30 protein-coding genes are annotated in these 19,396 nt (G+C 41.9%); 20 read left to right on the forward strand and 10 right to left on the reverse strand.

Features of this window, described 5'->3' with window-relative positions; all coding sequences use genetic code 11:
- The first annotated feature begins 556 nt into the window (after nt 1-556).
- The 13 genes from KTE19_RS02100 to KTE19_RS02160 all read left to right on the forward strand — a co-directional run bounded on the left by KTE19_RS02100 (nt 557) and on the right by KTE19_RS02160 (nt 11,523).
- Nucleotides 557-1,174 (forward strand): hypothetical protein, encoded by a 618-nt coding sequence (locus KTE19_RS02100; protein ID WP_217161453.1) that lies wholly within the window; start codon nt 557-559, stop codon nt 1,172-1,174.
- Between the two features lie 128 nt (nt 1,175-1,302).
- Nucleotides 1,303-1,689, forward strand: coding sequence for a GntR family transcriptional regulator (locus tag KTE19_RS02105; protein WP_217161456.1), 387 nt, complete (start codon nt 1,303-1,305; stop codon nt 1,687-1,689).
- A complete protein-coding gene (locus tag KTE19_RS02110; protein ID WP_217161458.1) occupies nt 1,673-2,386 on the forward strand; it encodes an ABC transporter ATP-binding protein in 714 nt (237 codons plus the stop codon). Before KTE19_RS02105 ends, KTE19_RS02110 begins: the two co-directional genes overlap by 17 nt.
- Nucleotides 2,379-3,173: an ABC transporter permease gene (locus KTE19_RS02115; RefSeq protein ID WP_217341504.1), complete on the forward strand. Its 795-nt coding sequence runs from the start codon at nt 2,379-2,381 to the stop codon at nt 3,171-3,173. The genes KTE19_RS02110 and KTE19_RS02115 overlap by 8 nt, the downstream gene beginning before the upstream one ends.
- A gap of 333 nt (nt 3,174-3,506) precedes the next feature.
- Nucleotides 3,507-4,118: a helix-turn-helix domain-containing protein gene (locus KTE19_RS02120; protein WP_217161462.1), complete on the forward strand. Its 612-nt coding sequence runs from the start codon at nt 3,507-3,509 to the stop codon at nt 4,116-4,118.
- Between the two features lie 113 nt (nt 4,119-4,231).
- Nucleotides 4,232-5,119 carry an ABC transporter ATP-binding protein gene (locus KTE19_RS02125; RefSeq protein ID WP_217161464.1) on the forward strand — a complete coding sequence of 296 codons (888 nt, stop codon included), beginning with the start codon at nt 4,232-4,234 and terminating at the stop codon, nt 5,117-5,119.
- Nucleotides 5,109-5,867: a DUF2705 family protein gene (locus KTE19_RS02130; protein WP_217161466.1), complete on the forward strand. Its 759-nt coding sequence runs from the start codon at nt 5,109-5,111 to the stop codon at nt 5,865-5,867. Before KTE19_RS02125 ends, KTE19_RS02130 begins: the two co-directional genes overlap by 11 nt.
- An 18-nt stretch (nt 5,868-5,885) precedes the next feature.
- Nucleotides 5,886-6,638 (forward strand): ABC transporter permease, encoded by a 753-nt coding sequence (locus tag KTE19_RS02135; protein ID WP_217341505.1) that lies wholly within the window; start codon nt 5,886-5,888, stop codon nt 6,636-6,638.
- A 207-nt stretch (nt 6,639-6,845) separates the two neighbouring features.
- On the forward strand, nt 6,846-7,298 hold the full coding sequence (locus tag KTE19_RS02140) for a helix-turn-helix transcriptional regulator (protein ID WP_249778557.1): 453 nt from the start codon (nt 6,846-6,848) through the stop codon (nt 7,296-7,298).
- A gap of 159 nt (nt 7,299-7,457) precedes the next feature.
- Nucleotides 7,458-8,840, forward strand: coding sequence for an ABC transporter permease family protein (locus tag KTE19_RS02145; RefSeq protein ID WP_217341506.1), 1,383 nt, complete (start codon nt 7,458-7,460; stop codon nt 8,838-8,840).
- Between the two features lie 130 nt (nt 8,841-8,970).
- Entirely contained in the window at nt 8,971-9,702 is a 732-nt protein-coding gene (locus tag KTE19_RS02150; RefSeq protein WP_217161473.1) for an ABC transporter ATP-binding protein, read from the forward strand.
- 5 nt (nt 9,703-9,707) lie between these two features.
- Nucleotides 9,708-11,099 carry a hypothetical protein gene (locus tag KTE19_RS02155; RefSeq protein ID WP_249778558.1) on the forward strand — a complete coding sequence of 464 codons (1,392 nt, stop codon included), beginning with the start codon at nt 9,708-9,710 and terminating at the stop codon, nt 11,097-11,099.
- A 40-nt stretch (nt 11,100-11,139) separates the two neighbouring features.
- A complete protein-coding gene (locus KTE19_RS02160; RefSeq protein ID WP_217161475.1) occupies nt 11,140-11,523 on the forward strand; it encodes a type II toxin-antitoxin system HicB family antitoxin in 384 nt (127 codons plus the stop codon).
- Between the two features lie 56 nt (nt 11,524-11,579).
- Here the strand turns inward: KTE19_RS02160 and KTE19_RS02165 are convergent, their stop codons facing one another.
- On the reverse strand, nt 11,580-12,134 hold the full coding sequence (locus tag KTE19_RS02165) for a GNAT family N-acetyltransferase (RefSeq protein WP_217161477.1): 555 nt from the start codon (nt 12,132-12,134) through the stop codon (nt 11,580-11,582).
- A 217-nt stretch (nt 12,135-12,351) separates the two neighbouring features.
- On the opposite strand from KTE19_RS02165, the gene rpmG reads away from it, so the two are divergent.
- The 4 genes from rpmG to KTE19_RS02185 all read left to right on the forward strand — a co-directional run bounded on the left by rpmG (nt 12,352) and on the right by KTE19_RS02185 (nt 13,893).
- A complete protein-coding gene (rpmG, locus tag KTE19_RS02170) occupies nt 12,352-12,501 on the forward strand; it encodes a 50S ribosomal protein L33 (protein ID WP_217161479.1) in 150 nt (49 codons plus the stop codon).
- Between the two features lie 16 nt (nt 12,502-12,517).
- Entirely contained in the window at nt 12,518-12,787 is a 270-nt protein-coding gene (gene rpsN / locus KTE19_RS02175; RefSeq protein WP_217341507.1) for a 30S ribosomal protein S14, read from the forward strand.
- Nucleotides 12,788-12,819: 32 nt separating this feature from the next.
- On the forward strand, nt 12,820-12,945 hold the full coding sequence (locus KTE19_RS02180; protein ID WP_217161484.1) for a putative metal homeostasis protein: 126 nt from the start codon (nt 12,820-12,822) through the stop codon (nt 12,943-12,945).
- A gap of 612 nt (nt 12,946-13,557) precedes the next feature.
- Entirely contained in the window at nt 13,558-13,893 is a 336-nt protein-coding gene (locus KTE19_RS02185) for a DUF5626 family protein (RefSeq protein ID WP_217161488.1), read from the forward strand.
- Here KTE19_RS02185 and KTE19_RS02190 read toward each other — a convergent pair.
- Complete coding sequence (locus tag KTE19_RS02190; protein WP_217341508.1) at nt 13,886-14,410, reverse strand: helix-turn-helix domain-containing protein; 525 nt, start codon at nt 14,408-14,410, stop codon at nt 13,886-13,888. The two genes, KTE19_RS02185 and KTE19_RS02190, sit on opposite strands and share 8 nt — an antisense overlap.
- Before the next feature lie 365 nt (nt 14,411-14,775).
- Between KTE19_RS02190 and KTE19_RS02195 the strand changes: the two genes are divergently transcribed.
- Nucleotides 14,776-15,282, forward strand: coding sequence for a hypothetical protein (locus KTE19_RS02195; RefSeq protein ID WP_217341509.1), 507 nt, complete (start codon nt 14,776-14,778; stop codon nt 15,280-15,282).
- A 32-nt stretch (nt 15,283-15,314) separates the two neighbouring features.
- On the opposite strand, the gene KTE19_RS02200 is transcribed toward KTE19_RS02195, so the two are convergent.
- Entirely contained in the window at nt 15,315-15,887 is a 573-nt protein-coding gene (locus KTE19_RS02200) for a helix-turn-helix transcriptional regulator (RefSeq protein ID WP_217161491.1), read from the reverse strand.
- A gap of 162 nt (nt 15,888-16,049) precedes the next feature.
- On the opposite strand from KTE19_RS02200, the gene KTE19_RS02205 reads away from it, so the two are divergent.
- Nucleotides 16,050-16,406, forward strand: a complete 357-nt coding sequence (locus tag KTE19_RS02205) for a DUF6483 family protein (RefSeq protein WP_217161492.1) — start codon at nt 16,050-16,052, stop codon at nt 16,404-16,406.
- Between the two features lie 101 nt (nt 16,407-16,507).
- Here KTE19_RS02205 and KTE19_RS02210 read toward each other — a convergent pair whose 3' ends face one another.
- The 7 genes from KTE19_RS02210 to KTE19_RS02240 are packed head-to-tail and all read right to left on the reverse strand — an operon-like array spanning nt 16,508 to nt 18,324.
- On the reverse strand, nt 16,508-16,810 hold the full coding sequence (locus tag KTE19_RS02210) for a hypothetical protein (protein WP_217161493.1): 303 nt from the start codon (nt 16,808-16,810) through the stop codon (nt 16,508-16,510).
- 14 nt (nt 16,811-16,824) lie between these two features.
- A complete protein-coding gene (locus KTE19_RS02215; protein WP_217341510.1) occupies nt 16,825-17,160 on the reverse strand; it encodes a hypothetical protein in 336 nt (111 codons plus the stop codon).
- Between the two features lie 13 nt (nt 17,161-17,173).
- Entirely contained in the window at nt 17,174-17,401 is a 228-nt protein-coding gene (locus KTE19_RS02220; protein ID WP_217161495.1) for a hypothetical protein, read from the reverse strand.
- Nucleotides 17,385-17,588: a hypothetical protein gene (locus tag KTE19_RS02225; protein ID WP_217161497.1), complete on the reverse strand. Its 204-nt coding sequence runs from the start codon at nt 17,586-17,588 to the stop codon at nt 17,385-17,387. The genes KTE19_RS02220 and KTE19_RS02225 overlap by 17 nt, the downstream gene beginning before the upstream one ends.
- Nucleotides 17,589-17,597: 9 nt before the next feature.
- Nucleotides 17,598-17,882 (reverse strand): hypothetical protein, encoded by a 285-nt coding sequence (locus KTE19_RS02230; protein ID WP_217341511.1) that lies wholly within the window; start codon nt 17,880-17,882, stop codon nt 17,598-17,600.
- Nucleotides 17,845-18,123, reverse strand: a complete 279-nt coding sequence (locus KTE19_RS02235) for a hypothetical protein (RefSeq protein ID WP_217341512.1) — start codon at nt 18,121-18,123, stop codon at nt 17,845-17,847. The genes KTE19_RS02230 and KTE19_RS02235 overlap by 38 nt, the downstream gene beginning before the upstream one ends.
- Nucleotides 18,124-18,141: 18 nt before the next feature.
- Nucleotides 18,142-18,324, reverse strand: a complete 183-nt coding sequence (locus tag KTE19_RS02240) for a hypothetical protein (RefSeq protein ID WP_217341513.1) — start codon at nt 18,322-18,324, stop codon at nt 18,142-18,144.
- Between the two features lie 283 nt (nt 18,325-18,607).
- Here KTE19_RS02240 and KTE19_RS02245 point away from each other — a divergent pair, with 283 nt between their 5' ends.
- Nucleotides 18,608-19,210, forward strand: a complete 603-nt coding sequence (locus KTE19_RS02245) for an SAP domain-containing protein (protein ID WP_217341514.1) — start codon at nt 18,608-18,610, stop codon at nt 19,208-19,210.
- Nucleotides 19,211-19,396 lie beyond the last annotated feature (186 nt).

A 19,396-nucleotide genomic window follows, 5' to 3' on the forward strand; every position in this document is an offset into this window, starting at 1 on the left:
GCAAACATCATTTTACAGAAATTTGGCCATGGGCCATTCTTTATTTAATTAGTGTTGCACTTAAAGTGTAAATTCAAGCCAAAAATAAAAGTAATAAAGAGAATGATGGTTACCAACCAAATAATTACTAACAAGATTGACATAGACCTTGACATAGATTTTTTCATTCATATCACCCTCAAGCGTATTGAAAGCGCTTGCGCTTACACCATAATTATAAATTAGCTAGGAACAAAAGCAATCAAAGTGATTATTAATTATCCCAATTTATTTAACTAAGTGAGAACCAGATCGGAAACTTTTCCGCAACCATTAGTTGCATCCCCATGCGCCAATGATTCGCGTGCATTTTAATGACAATTAGGTAATGATAAATTGTATCAGATGCCCAATTACTGATTGGCAGTTTAGCCTACACCGCCCTCTTCTTGGCGATCGGATTAGTGTCATTCCGTAGGCAAAATGTGTAGCCAATTGCTTGAATATTGAGGGAATCCATTTGGTTGCTTTTACCCATTATTCGGGTTATATTGACCGCAAATAAGGGGTGATAATTATGTTTAATTGGGAAACATTTGAGCCAGTCGAATACAGTCGCGATGAGAAGCCAAGCTTTGTGGAGTTGACCAAGCGCAGCTACGTGACCGCCGAAGGAGATGCTGATGACCATTCTGCAGATCCTAACTTTTTAAGGTTAGCAGCCGCTGCCGCTCGAATTGCTAAGATAATTAGTGGTGGACCCGACAAAGGGATTCCAGTTTCTGGATTTAAAGAATATGTGCTATATCCAGTTCAAGCAGTCTGGACAGCCCAGGGGAACAATGAACATTTTAAAATTTGGATTAAACAGCCATTATTCATTGATGAAGCTGATTTTTCAGCTGCGATGACCCAAATTGATTTCGATAACTTTGATGAAGATGAGGTTCACTTTGAACATCTGGCAGAAGGAACCGAGATTCAGACGATTAACTATGGTGCAGTCACAGCTGATGCACCAGCGTTCCAAGTCCTAGACGAAGCCATTAAGAGCAGTGACTATCAGCGCCTCCATGCAGATCAACATCGGGAAGTCTACATTGACGGCCTACCAGTTGATGCGGATAAAGTAGTCTTGGTTAGGTTTGAAATCGATCCCAATGGCCACTCACTACCGGGATTGGTTCATAATTAAATAGGAAATTAATTGAGATTCGTTTTGGTAATCCGCTGAAACGGATCTTTTTTTGACGAATTCGTCGCAATTTTAAAAGAGACATGTTATAGTGTAATAGTAAAATATAACACTAGGGAGGTGGCACAATGAAATTCGACGATAAGATCCCGATTTATTATCAAATTAAGAATTACATTTATGGTCAGATTATTACCGGTAAACTGACTCCCGGCGAAAAGATCCCGGCAGTCAGACAACTAGCCATTGATTTGACGGTTAATGTCAATACAGTGCAAAGAGCGTTAGGGGAGCTGATTTCTGAAGGTATTCTGGAATCCAGACGCGGTTTAGGGAACTTTGTAACCGAAGATCAGGCCACTATTGAAGAAATGAAACATAAACTGATTATGGAACGGTTGCATGAGATGTACGAGAATTTACATGACTTAAACGTCACGGATGATGAAATTGTTCAGTATCTTAGACAGTATATAAAGGATAGGAGGACCACTAAAGATGGCCAATACAATTGAGATTGAGAATTTAACGTATCACAAGAATTACCGCCGTATTTTGGAAAATATCAACTTACAGATTGAGCAAGGTAAGACGGTTGGTCTCCTTGGTGAAAATGGGGCTGGGAAAACGACCTTGATGCGATTGATTGCTGGCGTTGCCAAAGGTGCTCATGGAACGGTTAAGATTGACGGTGAAGATCAAGTGGCCGCCAAGAAAGCGGAAGTGAGCTTTAGCGGCCAGCTGGACGGCTTTAACCCAAGCATGCGAATTGACAAAATCATCCGATTCTATGAAGACGTTTATCCAGACTTTTCAACTGACCGATATAATCAAATTGCTGGTTTCCTGCAGATTGATGAGGGGTTGCGGTTATCGGCTTTGTCCAAAGGGATGAAGGAAAAGTTAGTCATTGGCTTGACCTTATCTCGAGATACCAAGGTTTACTTGCTGGATGAGCCCTTTGGCGGCATCGACAGTATGAGCCGCAAGAAGATTATCCAAAGTATCATCAAATGGAAATCCCCGGATTCCGTGATTGTGGTTTCCGATCACTATGTTTCCGAAATTGCCAGTATCCTAGATGAAGTGGTGATTATTAAAGATAAGACGATTTACACTAAGAAAAGCGCTGAAGAAATTCGCGCTCAATACGCAGAAGGCATTGAACAGTATTACGAGAGTATTTATGAAGGGAATGATCTGAATGACTAGTTTTACCAGTATAACCAAAGCACTGGCGCGACCCAAAATTTCAATTATCAATCGGATTTTGGTCGTCGATGTTTTGGCGATTGTGTTGACAATTCTGTTTGAGGTTTACAAAGGGACGTTGAGCGGGATCGATCCCTTACAAATTTCCTTGGCCTATTCAATGATTGCCTACTTTGCGGCATTTGTGCTGCTATCAAGAAATATGGAACATGTTTACATCAGCAGTGCTTATCGACTGATTCCCGTCAGTGATACCAAGTTATATTCCGCTAACCTCTTATCAGGCCTAATTGGAATGCTTTACTTAGGATTAACCCAAGCTGGGTTGGCATTGATTACCTCAGCCCTGAACTTTCCAGAAATTGTGAAGCAAACTCGGCAAATGATTTCTGACACTTATCAACATTCCGACAAAGCCCACTTTGGGGAAAATTTAACTTTCATGATTATCGGGGGCATCCTATTGGCAATCGCGATGGTCTTGCTTCTCTGGGCCACAATCAGTCTAATCCATTTGATTGGTAATTCATTGACGAGTTTCTTGCCAGATGGCCGGCAAAAATTCTTTAAATTTATCCTGTATGTCGTCGTGATTGTTGGCTTCCTGTATTTGTCCTCTTATATTATTGGCCTGATCGGGTTCTTTACCAACTACTATAAGTTGTTTAACTTTAATAATTTCTATCTGCAATTTTTCCTTGGGATTGGTTACTTTTATGTCATGGCATTAGTGGAGTCAGCGGCCAGTGTTTATCTGTTGAAGCATTGGGTGGAAACTGAAAATTAGGATGATAAAACAACAACCCCGAACGTCTACAAAGTAGAGGTTGGGGGTTGAATCCATAGTAGATGAATATTATATTGTCTTAGCCAACAGGTGTAATTTAGACAATAGATTCAGTATTGGCTTAAGATCGATATTGTAAGACAATTGAGCCAAGAGGATGAAGGTAAGGATCACTCGATGATGTGCAAATCACTTAATAAAAATATGCAAACTACTAGTTTTCGATTTCCGAAAACAGGTTACCTAAATACTTACAAATGTTGATATAGCAACGTTGCTCTAAAGGAAAGCTAGCCAAATGAGGATTTTAGACTTACGTTTAGGGGGATCAAGATGATCGATAGTCATTTTGCTCAAAAACTGAAGAAAACAAGAAGTGATTTGGCGATCACCCAGCAGCAATTGGCCGACCGACTCCATGTCTCCAGAAAAACCGTTTCGGGTTGGGAGACTGGCCGGAATCGACCAGATATTGATATGCTGCGGCAGATGGCCAGAATTTATCATCTGTCCCTCGATGAGTTGGTATCTGGTGCGCAGGTGTCTGAACGGCAAAAGGTTGTAAACAGAGTGCCAATCTCATCAGTTAATCGGCTAACGACCACCTTGCTTGATATTATGCTGGCAATTCTGCTAATTGAGCGGTTCACCCAAGACACAACTCATTATAATGTTTTCATTTTGATTGACTGGATATTTGTCTTTGGCGTGATACTGAGACTGTTGGTCAGTCAGTGGGGGCTAAAATTGATTCACTCTGTCCATTCACCGGTGTTTTTAATTGGGTATGCGCTGTTAATTGCGGTGCTGCTCTATAGCGCCCTTACTAATCTATTTACGATGGGGTTTGTATTTCAGTTTGTGTTCGTGGTCGTTAGCTTGGTGGGAATCATCAATTTCGTGATTATTGGCCGAGATGTGATCATCCACCGCAAATTACAATGAATCCGTCGTGATGTTGAGCAGGTTAAATCGATCACTCTTGTTTTCTTTAGTTAACTGATCCTTAAATTCCAGAATTAGGGATTGGATACTTTAATGATCATGGGGATGATTTTATGCTTAGAGTTCGTCATATCAATACCTTTATTGGTAGAAAGAAAATTATCAAAGACGTTTCGTTTCAAGTAAACCCTGGCTCAATTGTCGGCTTGATTGGACCAAATGGCGCTGGAAAAACAACGATTATGAAGACGATCCTTGGATTAACCAAGTTTACCGGGAACATTTCGGTCGAAGATAAAAATGTCACCGAAAATAACCACGCCGCGCTAACCAGAGTGGGGGCGTTAATTGAACATCCAGCCATCTACCCGTTTTTAACGGGCCTGGAAAACTTAAAGCTGTATTCTTTGGACGAAGCCGATATGAACAACATCGTTTCAATGCTCAAGATGGATACTTATATCAATACCAAGTCGAAGGGGTATTCAATGGGGATGAAGCAAAAATTGGGCATTGCGATTGCCTTGCTTAACAAGCCCCAGCTGGTTATTTTGGATGAACCGATGAATGGCCTCGATATTGAAGCCACCATTTTAATTCGCCAGATTATCAAGCAATATGCAGCTCAGGGATCGGCGTTTCTAATTTCGAGCCACGTCCTCGGTGAATTGCAAAAAGTGATGACTAATGTTCTGCTGATTACCGAGGGAAAAATTATTGTCGATGAACCAATCGATGAATTTAACCGGGTCAGCCGGCAGCAGTACCACTTGTTAACTGAAGATATGCCAGCGACTGAGAAGTTGTTTGCTGAAAATCAAATTCCAGTTACCAAATCAGATGACTATCTGGTAATTCCTCACGAGCTTTCGTATCAAGTTCAAGATCTGCTCTATTCTCACCACATTCGCTTAGTGGAGCTGTCGCCTCAGGGATTGAGTTTCGAGCAAACGGTTGTTAGTTTGCTTCAGCAGCAAAGAAGGCAAAACCATGAAAAATAGTCTAAAGCAGGAACTTTATAAATTTAGGCACCAACGAATTCCGTTGTATGGCGGAATTGCATTGGTCGTTTTGATGTTGTACAGTGCTGTATCATCGTCTAACCCCAGCCGAATGCTGATTGCCCAAGGCTTTGGTGCCGGCCAGTGGCTCACGATTATTATGATTGCAATTGCATCAACCTTTGTGGCGATGGAGTATCAGAACCGCACGATTATGACGTTGTTTTATAAGAACTCTAATAAATCAGCAATTTACTTTGCTAAATTCATTGTAATGCTGATTTACGGCGCCTTAATGTCACTTTTAGGATTGGTTTTGACCTTTGTCTTAAAGGCAGTTATGGTGGGTAGCAAGTATTCGTGGGGCGCAATGTATGGTCAGCATAGTTTGCTGATTGATCTACTTCTGAATACTGCCGGATTTTATATTTATCTGTTATTTATTATTGCCGTCGCCTTTCTCTTAATCACATTGATTCGCGTCAATGCGGCCGTCGTTGGTATTGGGCTCGTAATTATCTTCATGGGCGCTGAATTTTCTTCGCTCGTCATGAGTGCTTTGCCGCATTTTAGCGCAATCATCAAATGGAATCCGCTCAATATGGTTTTTGTGATTAACCAGTTCGCTAACAGTAGTTATGAGAAATATTCCAACCTCAGTTTGCCACAGATTATCATTGGTAATTTGATTTATGCAGTTATCTTCATTGCCATTGGGGATGTTCTGTTTAAAAGCAGACGGGTTTAGTTGAGGAAGGTGAATATCATGAGTAAAAGTTTATATCGCGAATTTTACAAATTTGGTCATAAGAAGCTGACGTGGTTTGCCCCTTTGTTATTATTAGTGTTCATGATTTTGATCAGCGATTATCCGTCTAACCGCTTGTTGGCCATGTTGACCTACGATTCTCCGGATGCAATTATGATCATTCTGGTGATCGTCGGGGCCACTATGTTTTCGATGGAATTTCAGAACAATGCGATTTTAACGTTGCTCTATAAATCACCCAGGACGTTGTCTGTCTATTTAGACAAGTTCATTACGATTTTTATCTATAACTTGATCTTGCACGCCCTGGCAATTATCTTCACCTTTGCCCTCGCCGCAACGATCAACCCAGTTTCCTGGTTTGCGGTTTATCAGTATCATCAGCCGCTAATCGTGAACATGTTTTTGGCAACTGGCGTGGACATTTTAACAACGACACTGATCATTAGTGTGGCATTTTTGATTTCCACCTTGATCAACTCAAATGCGGTGGTGGTAACCGCTGGCTTAGCAGTCATGTTCTTTGGTGAGGCAATCTCAAGCGATTTAACGCGCGGATCTTCGGCGTTGACGCCATTAGCTAAATGGAATCCGTTTAATATGACGATGCTTACTCATCAATATGTTAATTATGCTGGGTATTACGACACCACACTATTATCAAATGCTCAATTAGCAACCGGTGCCCTGGCTTATATTCTCGTATTCTTTGCCTGTGGGTATCTCATATTTAGGAAGAAGCGCTTTTAGAAACCGAAACGGAAACCAAGCTAAAGGTTTGCAAATAATCACTAACCAATAAAGAGATCGTCACTGTTCAGTCAAGTTACTGAGCAGTTTTTTGTCTCTAAAAGTGGCGCCGTTATGCTCAAATTAGCCACGATCAAATAAATTGTTAGTAATTCATCCCAGTTAGTGGTTAAGTAAAGGTGAAACCAGATGAGGAGGCGAATGATCATGGCAGAAACAATTGGGCAACGAATCAAATCTAAACGGATGGAACTGGGGTTAACCCAAAGCGAAGTGGCCGAGAAATTATTTGTGACCCAACAGACGGTTGCCCGTTGGGAAGGTGACAAGCACTTGCCACCCATCATCGCTTTGGAAGATCTGGCGAAGCTCTTTGATGTCGATGTGGCTGACTTCTTTGGGGGTGAAAAAGTCGTGATGCACAAATTTAATTTCTTTGCCTTCTTTGGCAGTATGGTCTTTAATCTGTTGTTCTTCTGGTTGGTAGCCGTTTCGCTTGTCACGATCTTCTTGACCAATTGGGGGATGATCGGCGGCTGCATCATTTCACCGTTAGTCGTCATTTATCAAGCAGTTGCCGATATTCGACCGTTTGAATGGCTGCGGTTTGGGAGCGCCAGTCTCTTAGCTGTTATCGCTGTGGCTGTTCTGCCAATCTGATGGAAACTGAACACCTACATCTGGCGCGTCTTAAAAGCTTACTACCGTTATAACGTCAATTCGATCTTTTATGAGATGACGCCGGTCAAGCGGGCAAAAAAATGACGGTAGATCGAACTGCTGATGAAAGGGATGGTTACCGTGCTCAGGATTACTTGGTTGCAATTTAAACACTCATTTAAAGTGTGGCTGTTAACGTTGCTGCTGTTTGTTGTCACGGGAATTCTGGTTGGGGCTTGTTTAAACGCAGTCTTTGCGATTGCGGACTACTACCCCAACCTGCCTAAAGCCCATAATCCAACCGACTTGTTTTTGTACCCCTTGGTTTTTGGCTTGATTACGGTTTTGCTTGTCTCCAGTGGCGTTGTGAAGCTGGTCATCAATAGCTTGAGTCAAGAGTACGCTTTGTGGACCATTCTGGGGGCCAATCCCCGTCAGCTTGCCGGATTAATTGGCGGGCAAATGGCGCTAATCGCCGCGCTTGGCAGCCTGGTTGGCTTTATCTTATCAGTGCCATTTATGGTGCCAGTTGATCAGTGGTTTGTCGTTACATTGCTCGGCAGCGAGTGGACGTCCAAAATCCCTCAGATACCGCAATCATTCTCGCTGACAGCTTGTCTATTAACCGTTTTGTTTACTGTCGGCGTATCTGGGCTGGCCGGTTATTTACATGCTCATAAGCTATTTGTGAATTCCCAAGATGATTTATTAACCTTTAAGAAGAGCCGGTCTGCTTTTCAGCGCCTTAGCCAAGCATTGTTGATTGTTGCCAGTGCAGCCGGGTTGGCATTTTGCTATTGGAATTCATTGAGCATCACCCCGCAAGCTCAAGCCTATCTTGAAAAGCGTCATTTTTATGAAGCTGGCAAAACCTATATTCCCAATTTAATGTTGATTTTATTGTTTTCAATTATCTTATTCGCCTTGATTGCAAAAATTGTTTTACCTTGGGTGATTCAATTATGGACGTGGCTGCTGCCAAGAAAATCATCGGCAACGGTCAATGATGCATTTTGGAGTACCGTTTTTGACAGGGAATATTTGACTTCCTTGATCTCTCCACTGGTTGCTGGCTCATTTATGTTGACCGGGATTACTTGCATTGCTGGAGAGATCAGTAATGGTGGCCCCAATGCGGCTGCTGCAGCTAATACCCGTGAATCTGTCATTGGTTTTGTTGGGGTGCCCTTATTAATCATCCTCGCTAACGTTTTAACCATTACGATTCTCACCAGTGCCCAAAAACGGGCTGGGATAAGGCAACTCTCTCGATTGGGCTTTGCCCGAAGGAATTTAGTTGTAGAAAAGGTTCAAGAAGCGTTGATTTATGCCACAACATTTTTCATTTGTGCCGTACTGGGAATTTTACCATTTAACCTACTGACGAATCATATTGTGTTGATGACCCATCGGACAATTGCCTTATCAGAGTGGTCGATTTTTACCTGGCCGCTTTGGTTGTGGCTGATTATGATAATTTTTATTGCACTGGTTGGTAGTTGGCAAGTTAGGGTTGTTTCTAACAGATTAATGGATAATTAACCTGGTAATGGAATTCTTGAATAGTTATGCGTTAAGCAACTTAATTGTTATTTCACTGAATAGATGATAGACCAAAAGTGGCCTAATTGATGTCGAATTTAAGCGCAGATTAACAGAAAGGGTGAGCAACATGAACCAACAAGTCATTAGCATTCAAAATATCACGAAAACAGTTACAACTGGTGGCAAGGAGAAAAATTTAGAAATTCTTCATGGTGTTTCGTTAACAGCTAATCAAGGGGAATTTCTAAGTATTGTAGGGCCCTCCGGATCTGGAAAATCGACGCTGTTACATTGTATGTCGGGATTGTCCAAGCCGACTTCTGGTTCGGTGACTATTCTCGGGGTGGATCCTTATAAGCTGCGCCCCGCTAAGTCGGCAATTTTTCGCCGAACCCAAGTTGGTTTTATCTTTCAGTCGTACAATTTAATTCCAGCCCTACCGGCGTTCGACAATATTGTGTTGCCATTAAGACTCTCCCGAAAAAAGGTTGATAAACAAAAGATTGATCAATTATTGAAAGACATTAATTTTAACGCGGATCCAGCCAACTTTGTCACCGCGCTGTCTGGTGGTGAACGACAAAAGGTGGCCATTGCCCGGGTACTGGTTTCCAACTGTCGGGTGATCTTCGCTGATGAACCAACTGGCGCACTGGATTCAGTTTCTGGCAAGATTATCTTCGGATTATTGCGAGATCTGACCAAGCAAGGGGTTTGTGTCGTCATGGTGACCCATGATATTGAAATGGCTGCCCACACGGATCGAGCAATTACCTTACGGGATGGTCAGCTGCGCCAGATACTGGATAAGCCAAACGCGCAAGAGCTGTTTGAAGCATTGAACGCTGAAAAGAAGTGATCGTCATGATTAAGATGATTTGGTTGCAATTTAAATATTCTTGGAGAGCCTGGTTAGGTGCAGGAGTTGTGTTTGTGATCGCCAGTATTTTGATGGGGATGAGCCTGACCGGATTGATTACGTTTGCGATGATGAATCAAGCGGTATTAGGGCCACACAACCCAACACCAGTCTTTATTTTCCCGGCAATCTTTGGGTTGATGACGTTATTTATGGCATTAAGCGGCGTGGTCCGGTTGGTAGTTCAAAGCCTGAGTCGCGAGTACGTTCAGTGGGAAATTCTGGGGACTAACCCACGGCAATTATCGATGATTATTGGTGGCCAGGTTGGCATTGTTGGTGCCATTAGCGGCGTCGTTGGTTATCTGATTTCGGTTCCCGCAATTCAGTCGTTTTACGCTTGGGCGCAAGGGCTGACCGGCAAAGCTTGGTTTCCAGATGGACATCTTACATTCTCGTGGTTAGCGTTTTTGGCCACTGTATTATCAATTGCCATTATTAGTGGTGGGGCGGGGTTTGCCCATTCCCACAAATTATTTGCGAATGCCCGTAATGAGATTCTTAAGTTCAAACAAAGCAGTAATCGACCTTACTCGTGGCTTCGATTGGCAGTTGTGATCATTTCTGGTGTCTTTCTGCTATTAGGATTTCGAAGTTCCTTAACCATCACCCCTTTAATCCGCACCACAATTCGGCACGGGTATCATCTAGAAGCGGTTGCCCAATACGTTGGTCCAGTCATGGAAATCATGTTTTGGGGGATTGTCTTCTTCGTTGCAATTACGCCAATTATCCTGCCTTGGGTAATTAAAGGCTGGACAACTTTACTGCCAAGGAAACGAGTCGCCACCACGAATTTGGCTTATCGCAACACGCTGTTAAATCGGTCTTATGCAGCGTCACTGATTGGTCCACTGTTCGGTGGCTCATTTCTGTTAACGGGGATGACTTACCTGACGATGACTTTTCCGGGAAACGGGAATAAAAACCAATTTATTGATGCGATTCTCTCATTTGCCTTTTATTTAGGGGCGCCAATGATTATTATTTTGGCCAATGTGCTCACCATCACCATGATTGTCAGTAAGCAACAAGCTAATGACTTAGATTTAATGTCATTATTGGGATTCACTCCAGCCGGTCTATTCGTCGAGCGCGTTTGGGAAAGCGTGATCTATTCAGGCACTTTCCTAATTTGTGCCGTGGTGGGCAATTTGCCATTGTATTTAACTGTGAAACAAATTGTGATCAATACCCAAAACACCCGCCAGTTATCGATCGCTTCCACGTGGTATTGGCCAATGTGGTTATTTATTGCGATGCTCGTTTTCATTGTGGCAGTGAATGCTTGGCAAGTGAGGCGGTTTGCTAGGAGAAGTCGCCGCATTGTGGCATAGTTAATGCTGAGGTGAAATTATGAATTTAGGAGAACCGTCTATGAAGTCAGATATCGTGATTTATCCCGTCGTGTTAGTCGAAGATGCAAGCCATTATTTTGTTGAAGCTCCCGATTTTCCTAATGGCTTTACCCAAGGAGATAACATGATCGATGCAATTAAAATGGCGATGGACCTAATCGGTAACTTATTACAAGATAAAATAAACTACCCGAAGCCTTCAGAAATTAGGACTATTAGGCTGAAAGCTAATGAGCAGGTTGTTTATGTTTCAGTTGATCTTACGGAATTTAGAATGCAACATCCAGAAGTGACGAAGATTACTGTTAAGATTCCAGCATACTTGGATCAGTTGGCTCGTGAGCATGAGCTGAATCTGTCACAAGTAACAACAAGTGTTTTGAAAGCTAAGTTTGGTTGTTAAAGAAGGGTTCTTGAGCAGAGTTTTGTTCAAGAACCGTTTTAAAGTCGATAATTTAATTAAAATAATTTTGTGCGTTCGTGCCATTCTGTCCTCAAAACGCCGTACTTCACTGAATCGTAATACCGCCCCTGCCAGAACCTGACCTGACGAATGCGACCCTCGAGCTTCATGCCTACCTTATCACCAAGGGCGATCATCCGTTGATTGCCAGACCAAGTGGTAAAGCCGAGATGTGGTAAGTTGGTGACCTGATTAAAAAGGTGGCTGATCCAGAGTTGGAGGGCGATTTGACCAATGTGTTTGCCCCATAAGTCATCTCGATAAATAACAATGCCCACTTCCAGCCATCGTTTTAAGCGACCGTCTTCAAAATAAGCTGAAACAGAGCCAACTATTTCATCATTAAATGTAATTACCCAGTGAAAATCATTATGAAGCCATTTTTTAGGGCCAATGGTCGTGATAAATTTAGCTTGAGAAGGCAGTTGATCATGAAAGTAGGGTCCATTCCACTTGGTCCATTCAGCATGGGGATTGCTAAAAGCCAATTGCCAAAAGGACTGCAATTCATTAGATTGTAAAGGACGGATTTTAATTTCACTAGTTTCCATGAGGTCACCTTCAAATTTTTCCTTTAGTATAGTGTATCGGTTATCGGATGGCAAAACGAAAACTTAGGTTGTTTAATAACTTTGGGACAAAGCAGAAATGTTTTGTCCTATTTTTTATCTAAATGCCCTTGACATAAATTCTGATCGTGGCATAATTGTAAAACGTAATGATTACTGTTTAAACAAAAATGTAAAAATGGAAGGAGAGGTGGTTGGCATGAGAAAAAATATTGTTCTGGAATGCGTTGAGACCAAAGAGCGAATTTACTTGACCAGCAAGAACCTAACTAACAATCCAGATCGACTCGAACTCAAGAAGTATTCACCAAAATTACGCCGAAAGGCACTTTTTCGAGAAGTTAAATAATTAGGAGGAATGAGTAGTGGCAAAAAAGTCTAAAATTGCAAAAGCAGAAAAACAAAAGCAGTTGATTTCCAAGTACGCGGTATTGAGACGTGAATTAAAGGCAAAGGGCGACTATGAAGCCTTGCGCAAGTTACCTAAGGATTCCAACCCGAACCGGCATCGCAACCGAGATCATCTAGATGGTCGTCCCCGAGGTTACATGCGCAAGTTTGATATGTCGCGATTGAACTTTAGAAAGTATGCCCACCTTGGTCAAATTCCTGGCGTTCACAAGGCCAGCTGGTAATCGACGACAATCTAATTCATAAGGAGAAAGCAATGGAAAAGCAAGATTTAGCAAGTGCCTACCGGCGACTAAAAAGTCCGAACATCAAGACTCGCAAACGGGCATTGAAGATCATTAAGGAAGTTAAAACGCAAAAGCGCCGTTCCAACCTTGATTAATGGCGGTTTAGAACTAAATAGTGATGACAACTGGGTTAGACAAATGAGCGGTCATTTGTTATTAACCCAGTTTTTGTCGAAATATGTTTAAGCAATAGCTAGTTGAACGCACAAAAAATAATCAAAAGCCCAATTGCTTGACTTGATATAAGATAATTCATAAACCGACATCAAATTATACTTATCGGAAACTAGGATTTTCGTCATGTAAACCAGAAATTGGATAACGTAAACTAATGGTTTCTTGGCTTGAAACCGACAGGTGATACGATAGAAGTAAAGTTTGTTAAGCGATAATGTTTCACAATTAGCTAACACCATTGCTTATTGACGTTACATGCTTAAAGAAGGGTGATTGCCATGAATTTGAAACGAATTTTCTTTTCAATTATATTCGGAATTTTGAACATTACGGCACTCCTACTTTTAATGAGTCCAATCATGGCAATTTTTAATCGTCAGTTCCAAGAGAGCGATTTGTATCAGATTATTCTGGTGGTGACCATCACGTTGGTTCTTGATGTCGGAACGTTTCAACAGATTCAAAACTGAGTCAGTTTGCGCAAACTGGTTAATTGCGGTATCTTTAAAGGCAACAATTAGATTGAGGAGATGGATCACATTAAAAAGCTGATTATTGCCGCAGGCTGCTTTATGTTAGTGATGTGTGCAGAGCTTCACGTCAATGCGGCGACCTATCGAGTTTCGCACGTATCCGCCCTGTCTTGGGAAGCCAAGTATGACGTTACCACTCACGGCAATCGGATTACGGATGTTTCTCATGTGAAGGCGAAAGGGTTAGTGGGGTCAATCGTCAAAAAGTACGTTTCCCAACCCGCCAACAATAAAGTGACGTTACATATGACAAGAAAAGTCGGCAACGTTGTCTATCGCACATACTTGAAGACGAAGGTTGCCGACCATAAAATTCACGTGACCGCTAATTAATTTTGTATATTTTCGTTCCAGATGGATGAATCCAATTATCACTGATAATCACGTAAACGCTAATTAAACTAATTAAGATGACAACAGCCGAAACCACAATAATTGTTTTGTGGTTTCGGCTGTTGTATTTGTTATTCCGCCAAAGCACGTACATTGGCAGAAAAATCCCTACTATTGGTACCAGTGCGGACACCAACGAGAGGATGAGGAGGATAATGCCCTCATCGTTATTTTGATAAAGTTCCATTGATACCGGTTTAGGTTTGTCGTCTCCCATGGGGATGGTTTGCTGTTCCTGAATTTCCTGTTTAAGTTGGTTATTTTTTTGGAGCAGCTGATCCGTTGAAGTTTGATAGATTCGACTTAATGAGACGAGGTTGTCAATGTCTGGGTAGCCACGGCCATTTTCCCATTTAGAGATTGACTGACGGGAGATATGTAGGATGGTTGCGACTTCGTTTTGCGATAACCCGCGATTGATGCGGGCTTTTTTGAGTTGTCTGGCTAAATCCTCCATGTAAATCCCACCTTTCTAAATTCTTCTATATACAATATAGCATTTATTAATAAGTTTTCGAAGAAAAAATTAGATCGCAAACGTAAACCGGATGTAAACCAAGAAGTTCTTTTGTTGGGTTTCCGATTATGATAAGGTTAAAACATTAATTGAATAGAGAAGGGAGGCTAATTTGGTGCTTTGGCTGTTGGTGATTGTGACCCTTGTTGCCGCATTGGTTGGTTTACTGGTAAAGGTGCGTTTTAAGCTTAATCAATTGTCAGTTAAGGGATACTTGCCGTTTTTAATTCTGTCTTCGTCGATTTGTTTAACAATATATATCATCTCGATTCTTCAGCAAAATACATATTGAAGAGGTGGTTTGGATGTTTCCAAAAATTAAGATGACAAAGGGGATCATGATTAGCCTGATTGCCTATGGCATGTTTGTAATCTTGTTATTGATGAGTGCGGTTGGGAAACAGTTCTTTCAACCGCCCATTCATTTAACGTTTAGCGTCTCGCTTGGTTCGTTGATCGACCCAGTCGTGGTTTTGGGCAAGTTGGTCCTCGTTTATTTAGTGGTCTCGCTTATCCCCATAAGATGGATCCTGGTGGTGCCGACATTCTTATTCTATCCAGTTGTTTTGATGGACTTACTGGGGTCAATCATCTTTTTAATAAATGGCAATATTGGCGGCTTGCTGGCAGGACTGTTGCAAATGATCACATTTGCCATGATTCTGTACTTCCTATCGAAGATAACCCTGCGAACCATTCACAATAATCAGTACAGCAAAAGTAGTCATTACGTGATCAGGTGGATTCGAGCATTAAAGATGTCAATTCCTGAATATTCGCAGCCACTGCTGTTTTGGATGGTTATCCACTAGCTGGCTTTAGCATTTGTTCAAACTAAATAGCCTTAAAAGGACCAACCGAGCAGATAGATCCCGATTAATAGGGTTAGGATAAGTCCAACGACAGCACCAAGCAGCGCCGAGAAAATGATGACAACGGTGCGTTGCTTGGTGCCTGTTTGATTCGGAGCAACCTCACCGGTCTTTAAGTAGTGTAGGATTTGCTGGTAAGTGTTGAGCTCAAAATTTCTGGTTTTGGTGGTTAAGGTAATCGACAGGACAACCCCCAACGTCGCAAAAACAGCGACCAACATCATTGCAATGCCAGCTGGCAACCACCGCATACTTATTAACGAAAGATAGGTGAACAGGACACAAATCAGGATACCGAAAATTTGCCACTGGATGCCACGTTTCAAGAGCTTGCCCCGCATGGATTGAATGTCCCCATTTACTAGATCATCTAATGACACCCCATATAAGTCACAAAGTAATTGGAGACTTTGAATGTCGGGATAGGTGCGCCCATTTTCCCAGTGGGAGACGGTTTGCCTTGAAACGTGGATTTTGTTAGCAACATCAGTTTGGGTGAAACCAAATTGTTTCCGCAAATGAATTAATTGGTTTGTGACATACATGCAAACCTCAGCTCCTTAGTTTCTGGTTGGTTCTCGATTCGAATTATTCGGGTGGTAAAAGCCGTTTACAATTCTCATATCGTTAGTCGGACCACTTCTAATCCTTATCTTATCATGATATCTTGGTGACAAGCATGGATAGGTAGGATGAGGAGTGATCTTATGCAGGAAGATGAAGACTTTTTAACTCGACAAATTCGGGCAATTGGACAGGGACTGGGCGTGGCCATTAGTGGTAAGAATGGTGGGCCAACCCAGATTGTGTTTCCAAAAAAGCAGGCCGAACAATTACCTCATCAGGCTGATTTAAAAAAGCTGATTGCTGACCACCAGTATGGAGAAGCTGCGGAACGCTTATCCCGATTAGAATTTGCGATTCCTCACGAAAGCTACTTTAAGCTTAGTTTGTGGTTTTTCACCCAGCTTAATCAACTAAGTGATGATCAACTGCGACAAGGTGGTTATTCGAAGACGCTGATTTTAATCCACTTGCAATCCATAAAGCGGCAAGGGCAATAAAACGGCAAGGACAATAAAACGGCAAGGACAATAAAACAATCTAAGGATAGCTCTGGCTGAACGTTTACACGTTGCCAGTCGAAGTTACCCTTAGATTGTTTTTAGACCCAGGCATTTTCAAAGCGGCCTTCTTTTCGTAAGGCGTCGATTAATTGGCTTGCCATGTCCTCTGCCTGATCCTCACCCAAATTGGGTTTAATACTGATTAATTCTTGGGAAAGTTCGAAGGCTTCGACGGTGAGTGCTAATGAGTCCTTCAAAGTTAGGTATTGATAAAGGTCTCGGATTTGTTCGTTTGTAAATTCGTAGTTCAAAAAGATGAGGGAACTCACTTTAATGTTGAGTTGACCACAAACTTCGTTAAGGACATCTAGCAGTAAAGACTTTTTTGTATAGCTTTCCATAAGGAAATCCTCCGTTAAAGGTGAAAGAGTGCGCTGACGACAAACAGGGCAATGGTGCATAGAATAAATATCGTAAAAGTACTCAGTAAAACACTGACGATGATCCCCACCCGATGGTTGACCAACCAGGCATTTAGCACATCAATAAAACCTATAAATGCGATTCCGGCAACTGAGAAACCCAAGTTCCGCGTTTGAGAGAATATGATCAAAATTAATGCGATAATGATTAGCGACCAGCAAAGTACCGATAGTCGAAGCGAAAGGGGGCCAATTTTGATGCTTTGTTGGTTAAGCACGGCTTGACGATAATTATCGGCGTGCTGCCTTAGAGAACGATTTACTTTCATCAGTGTGGCCTCCTTATTTAAGAAACCGGTTAACAATCCGCCAACCAATGTAGCCACCAGCTAGCGCTTCACAACCGACTTCAACGAACGTTAATAAATAAAATAACGGTGTTTGCCGAACGGTTCCTTTGTAGTAATCACAAAAGAAGGCGATTGTTAGCAATAAGATGACGAGAAAAACAACCAAGAAGCGATGGGACTTTTCAGCTGCGCGATGGCGACGACTATTTGCTCTTTTCATCCCGTTGGGACCTCCAGAATTCGTAAAAGATAAACAACCAGTAAAGCACTGGCAGAGAAATAACGATCCAACTGACCACGTTGTTGGCAGAAATAGTCCAATTCAAGGCGACAATCCAAGCAATTAAGGCCAAGGTACCGATTGGATGGGTTTTAAATTCAATTAGGAAACGACGCAGTTTAGTCATGATACCGCCTTATTTATGATAATAGTCCTTTTTGCCGATTTCGTAATTTAGCCAGTAAAAAAATAACGCGACCAAAAAGATTACCAACCAACAGGCTAATAGGGTGAGCAAAATGACGCCAAAAATCATGAAGTGATGGTTGCGAACAGCCTGGATGATCATTTGGATAAAGCCAACTAAACTGTTTGATTTATGGAATAGCCAATCAATTGGCATAAAGATAATATTGACAGCAACCACAACTGCAAACCACGTATTAGCGGCTCGGGTGCTTTTCCTGGCTACTTGTTTCATGATGGGGATCCTCTTTAGCGGCCTTTTTGTGACGCTGCCATAGATCTAGGAATATACAAACACTATCAGCAATGGCAGCAAGCCCACAGATGAAGCTCAAAATAATTGACAGTGGGGCGATATGAAGATAGGTGCTGACTAATACAATTGGAATGCAGCTTAACCAGATCCAGCCGAAGATTCCGCTAATCTTGGTGTATTTGGTTGGGCGTTTGGTGATGGGATCTTCCCAGAGTTTCATACGACAGCTCCAATAATGCTAACTGTTTTCGAATGAATCGGTAATATGAATCGCAATCAGTGAAAATATGATAATGGTGGTGGCGGTTAGAAGTGGCGCTTCTGCTGGAAATAAATGAAGCCAAACTTGGCTGAGCCCCCAACTCATAATTGCGAAAACAAACGAAATGGCAAATATGATCCAAAATAGGTGCTTCTTCAAGATGTGAAATGCTCCTTTGAGGTCAAGAAATAATCATAGTATATTTTGACGATAGCATATCAACGACTACTGAACAAGAAGCCAGTAGTTTACATAGGAGAAATCGGAAACCAGTTGCCCCGGTTTCCAATTAGAGGTTATCGATTCAGAAGCTGATAGTCATTCTGCAACCCCTTCTTCGGTTAAAGATAATTACTAACAGCATATCCCATTTTAGGTAATTGGCAATACCTGCTGACGAAAAGGGTATAATTAAGAAAAAGCGATTGCTGTTGGAGGGTATATGAAACTCACTTTAGCAAAATTTAAGGCTAACTATTATTACAAAACTGACTTAATCAAGTTATGTCGAAAATATGGGCTGCCCACTTATGGGACTAAAGCAGAATTAAATCACTATATCCTGCAGTACTTATCTGGAATCCCCAAGCGCGATATTCACCAAATTCGGAAACACAACCAACGGCAGCACTTGACCCAAGCAGACATTTCACTGGCGACACCGCTTGTCGGTTCAGGGTTTGTGTTTGATGATGAGGCAAGAAAGTTCTTCGCTAACTATTTTGGGGTGGCAAAGTTCTCGTTTAAAAAGAAGATGGCCGTGATCAAACGTCAGGCTGAAGCAGAGAATGATTTGACAATGACGGTTGGCGATCTTATTCGAGAATATCAGCGAAACGATGATCTGGTCAATCAGACAAAGGAAGAAAAGACCTATCAGTGGAATAACTTTGTGAAGGATTTTTGCGCGGATCCCGCCAGTCAGCAATTCCCAAATAAAATGAAAGTTGCTGCGATTCTCTGGGGTCGGGTTAAGCGGTCAATGGGGCCGAAAGAATATCACCATCAACTGCTCAGTGAGTATGTAAGTGATAATAGGTCATAAGTAGCGCTTAATATTGGCTGAGTGTTCAAGTTTACATTTCAAGATTTCCATGATATATTGATGTTGCAAAGAAATCATGTCAATAAGAACACCAAAGCCCTTAACAGTGACTGGCCAGTTAACTGTTAAGGGCTTTTTTGTGGGCTGATTATCGCCTATTCTCTTTACTTGCGATGCTTGTGACTC

The sequence above is a fragment of the Lentilactobacillus dabitei genome (genome assembly GCF_019061365.1).
Classification (GTDB): Bacteria; Bacillota; Bacilli; order Lactobacillales; family Lactobacillaceae; genus Lentilactobacillus; species Lentilactobacillus dabitei.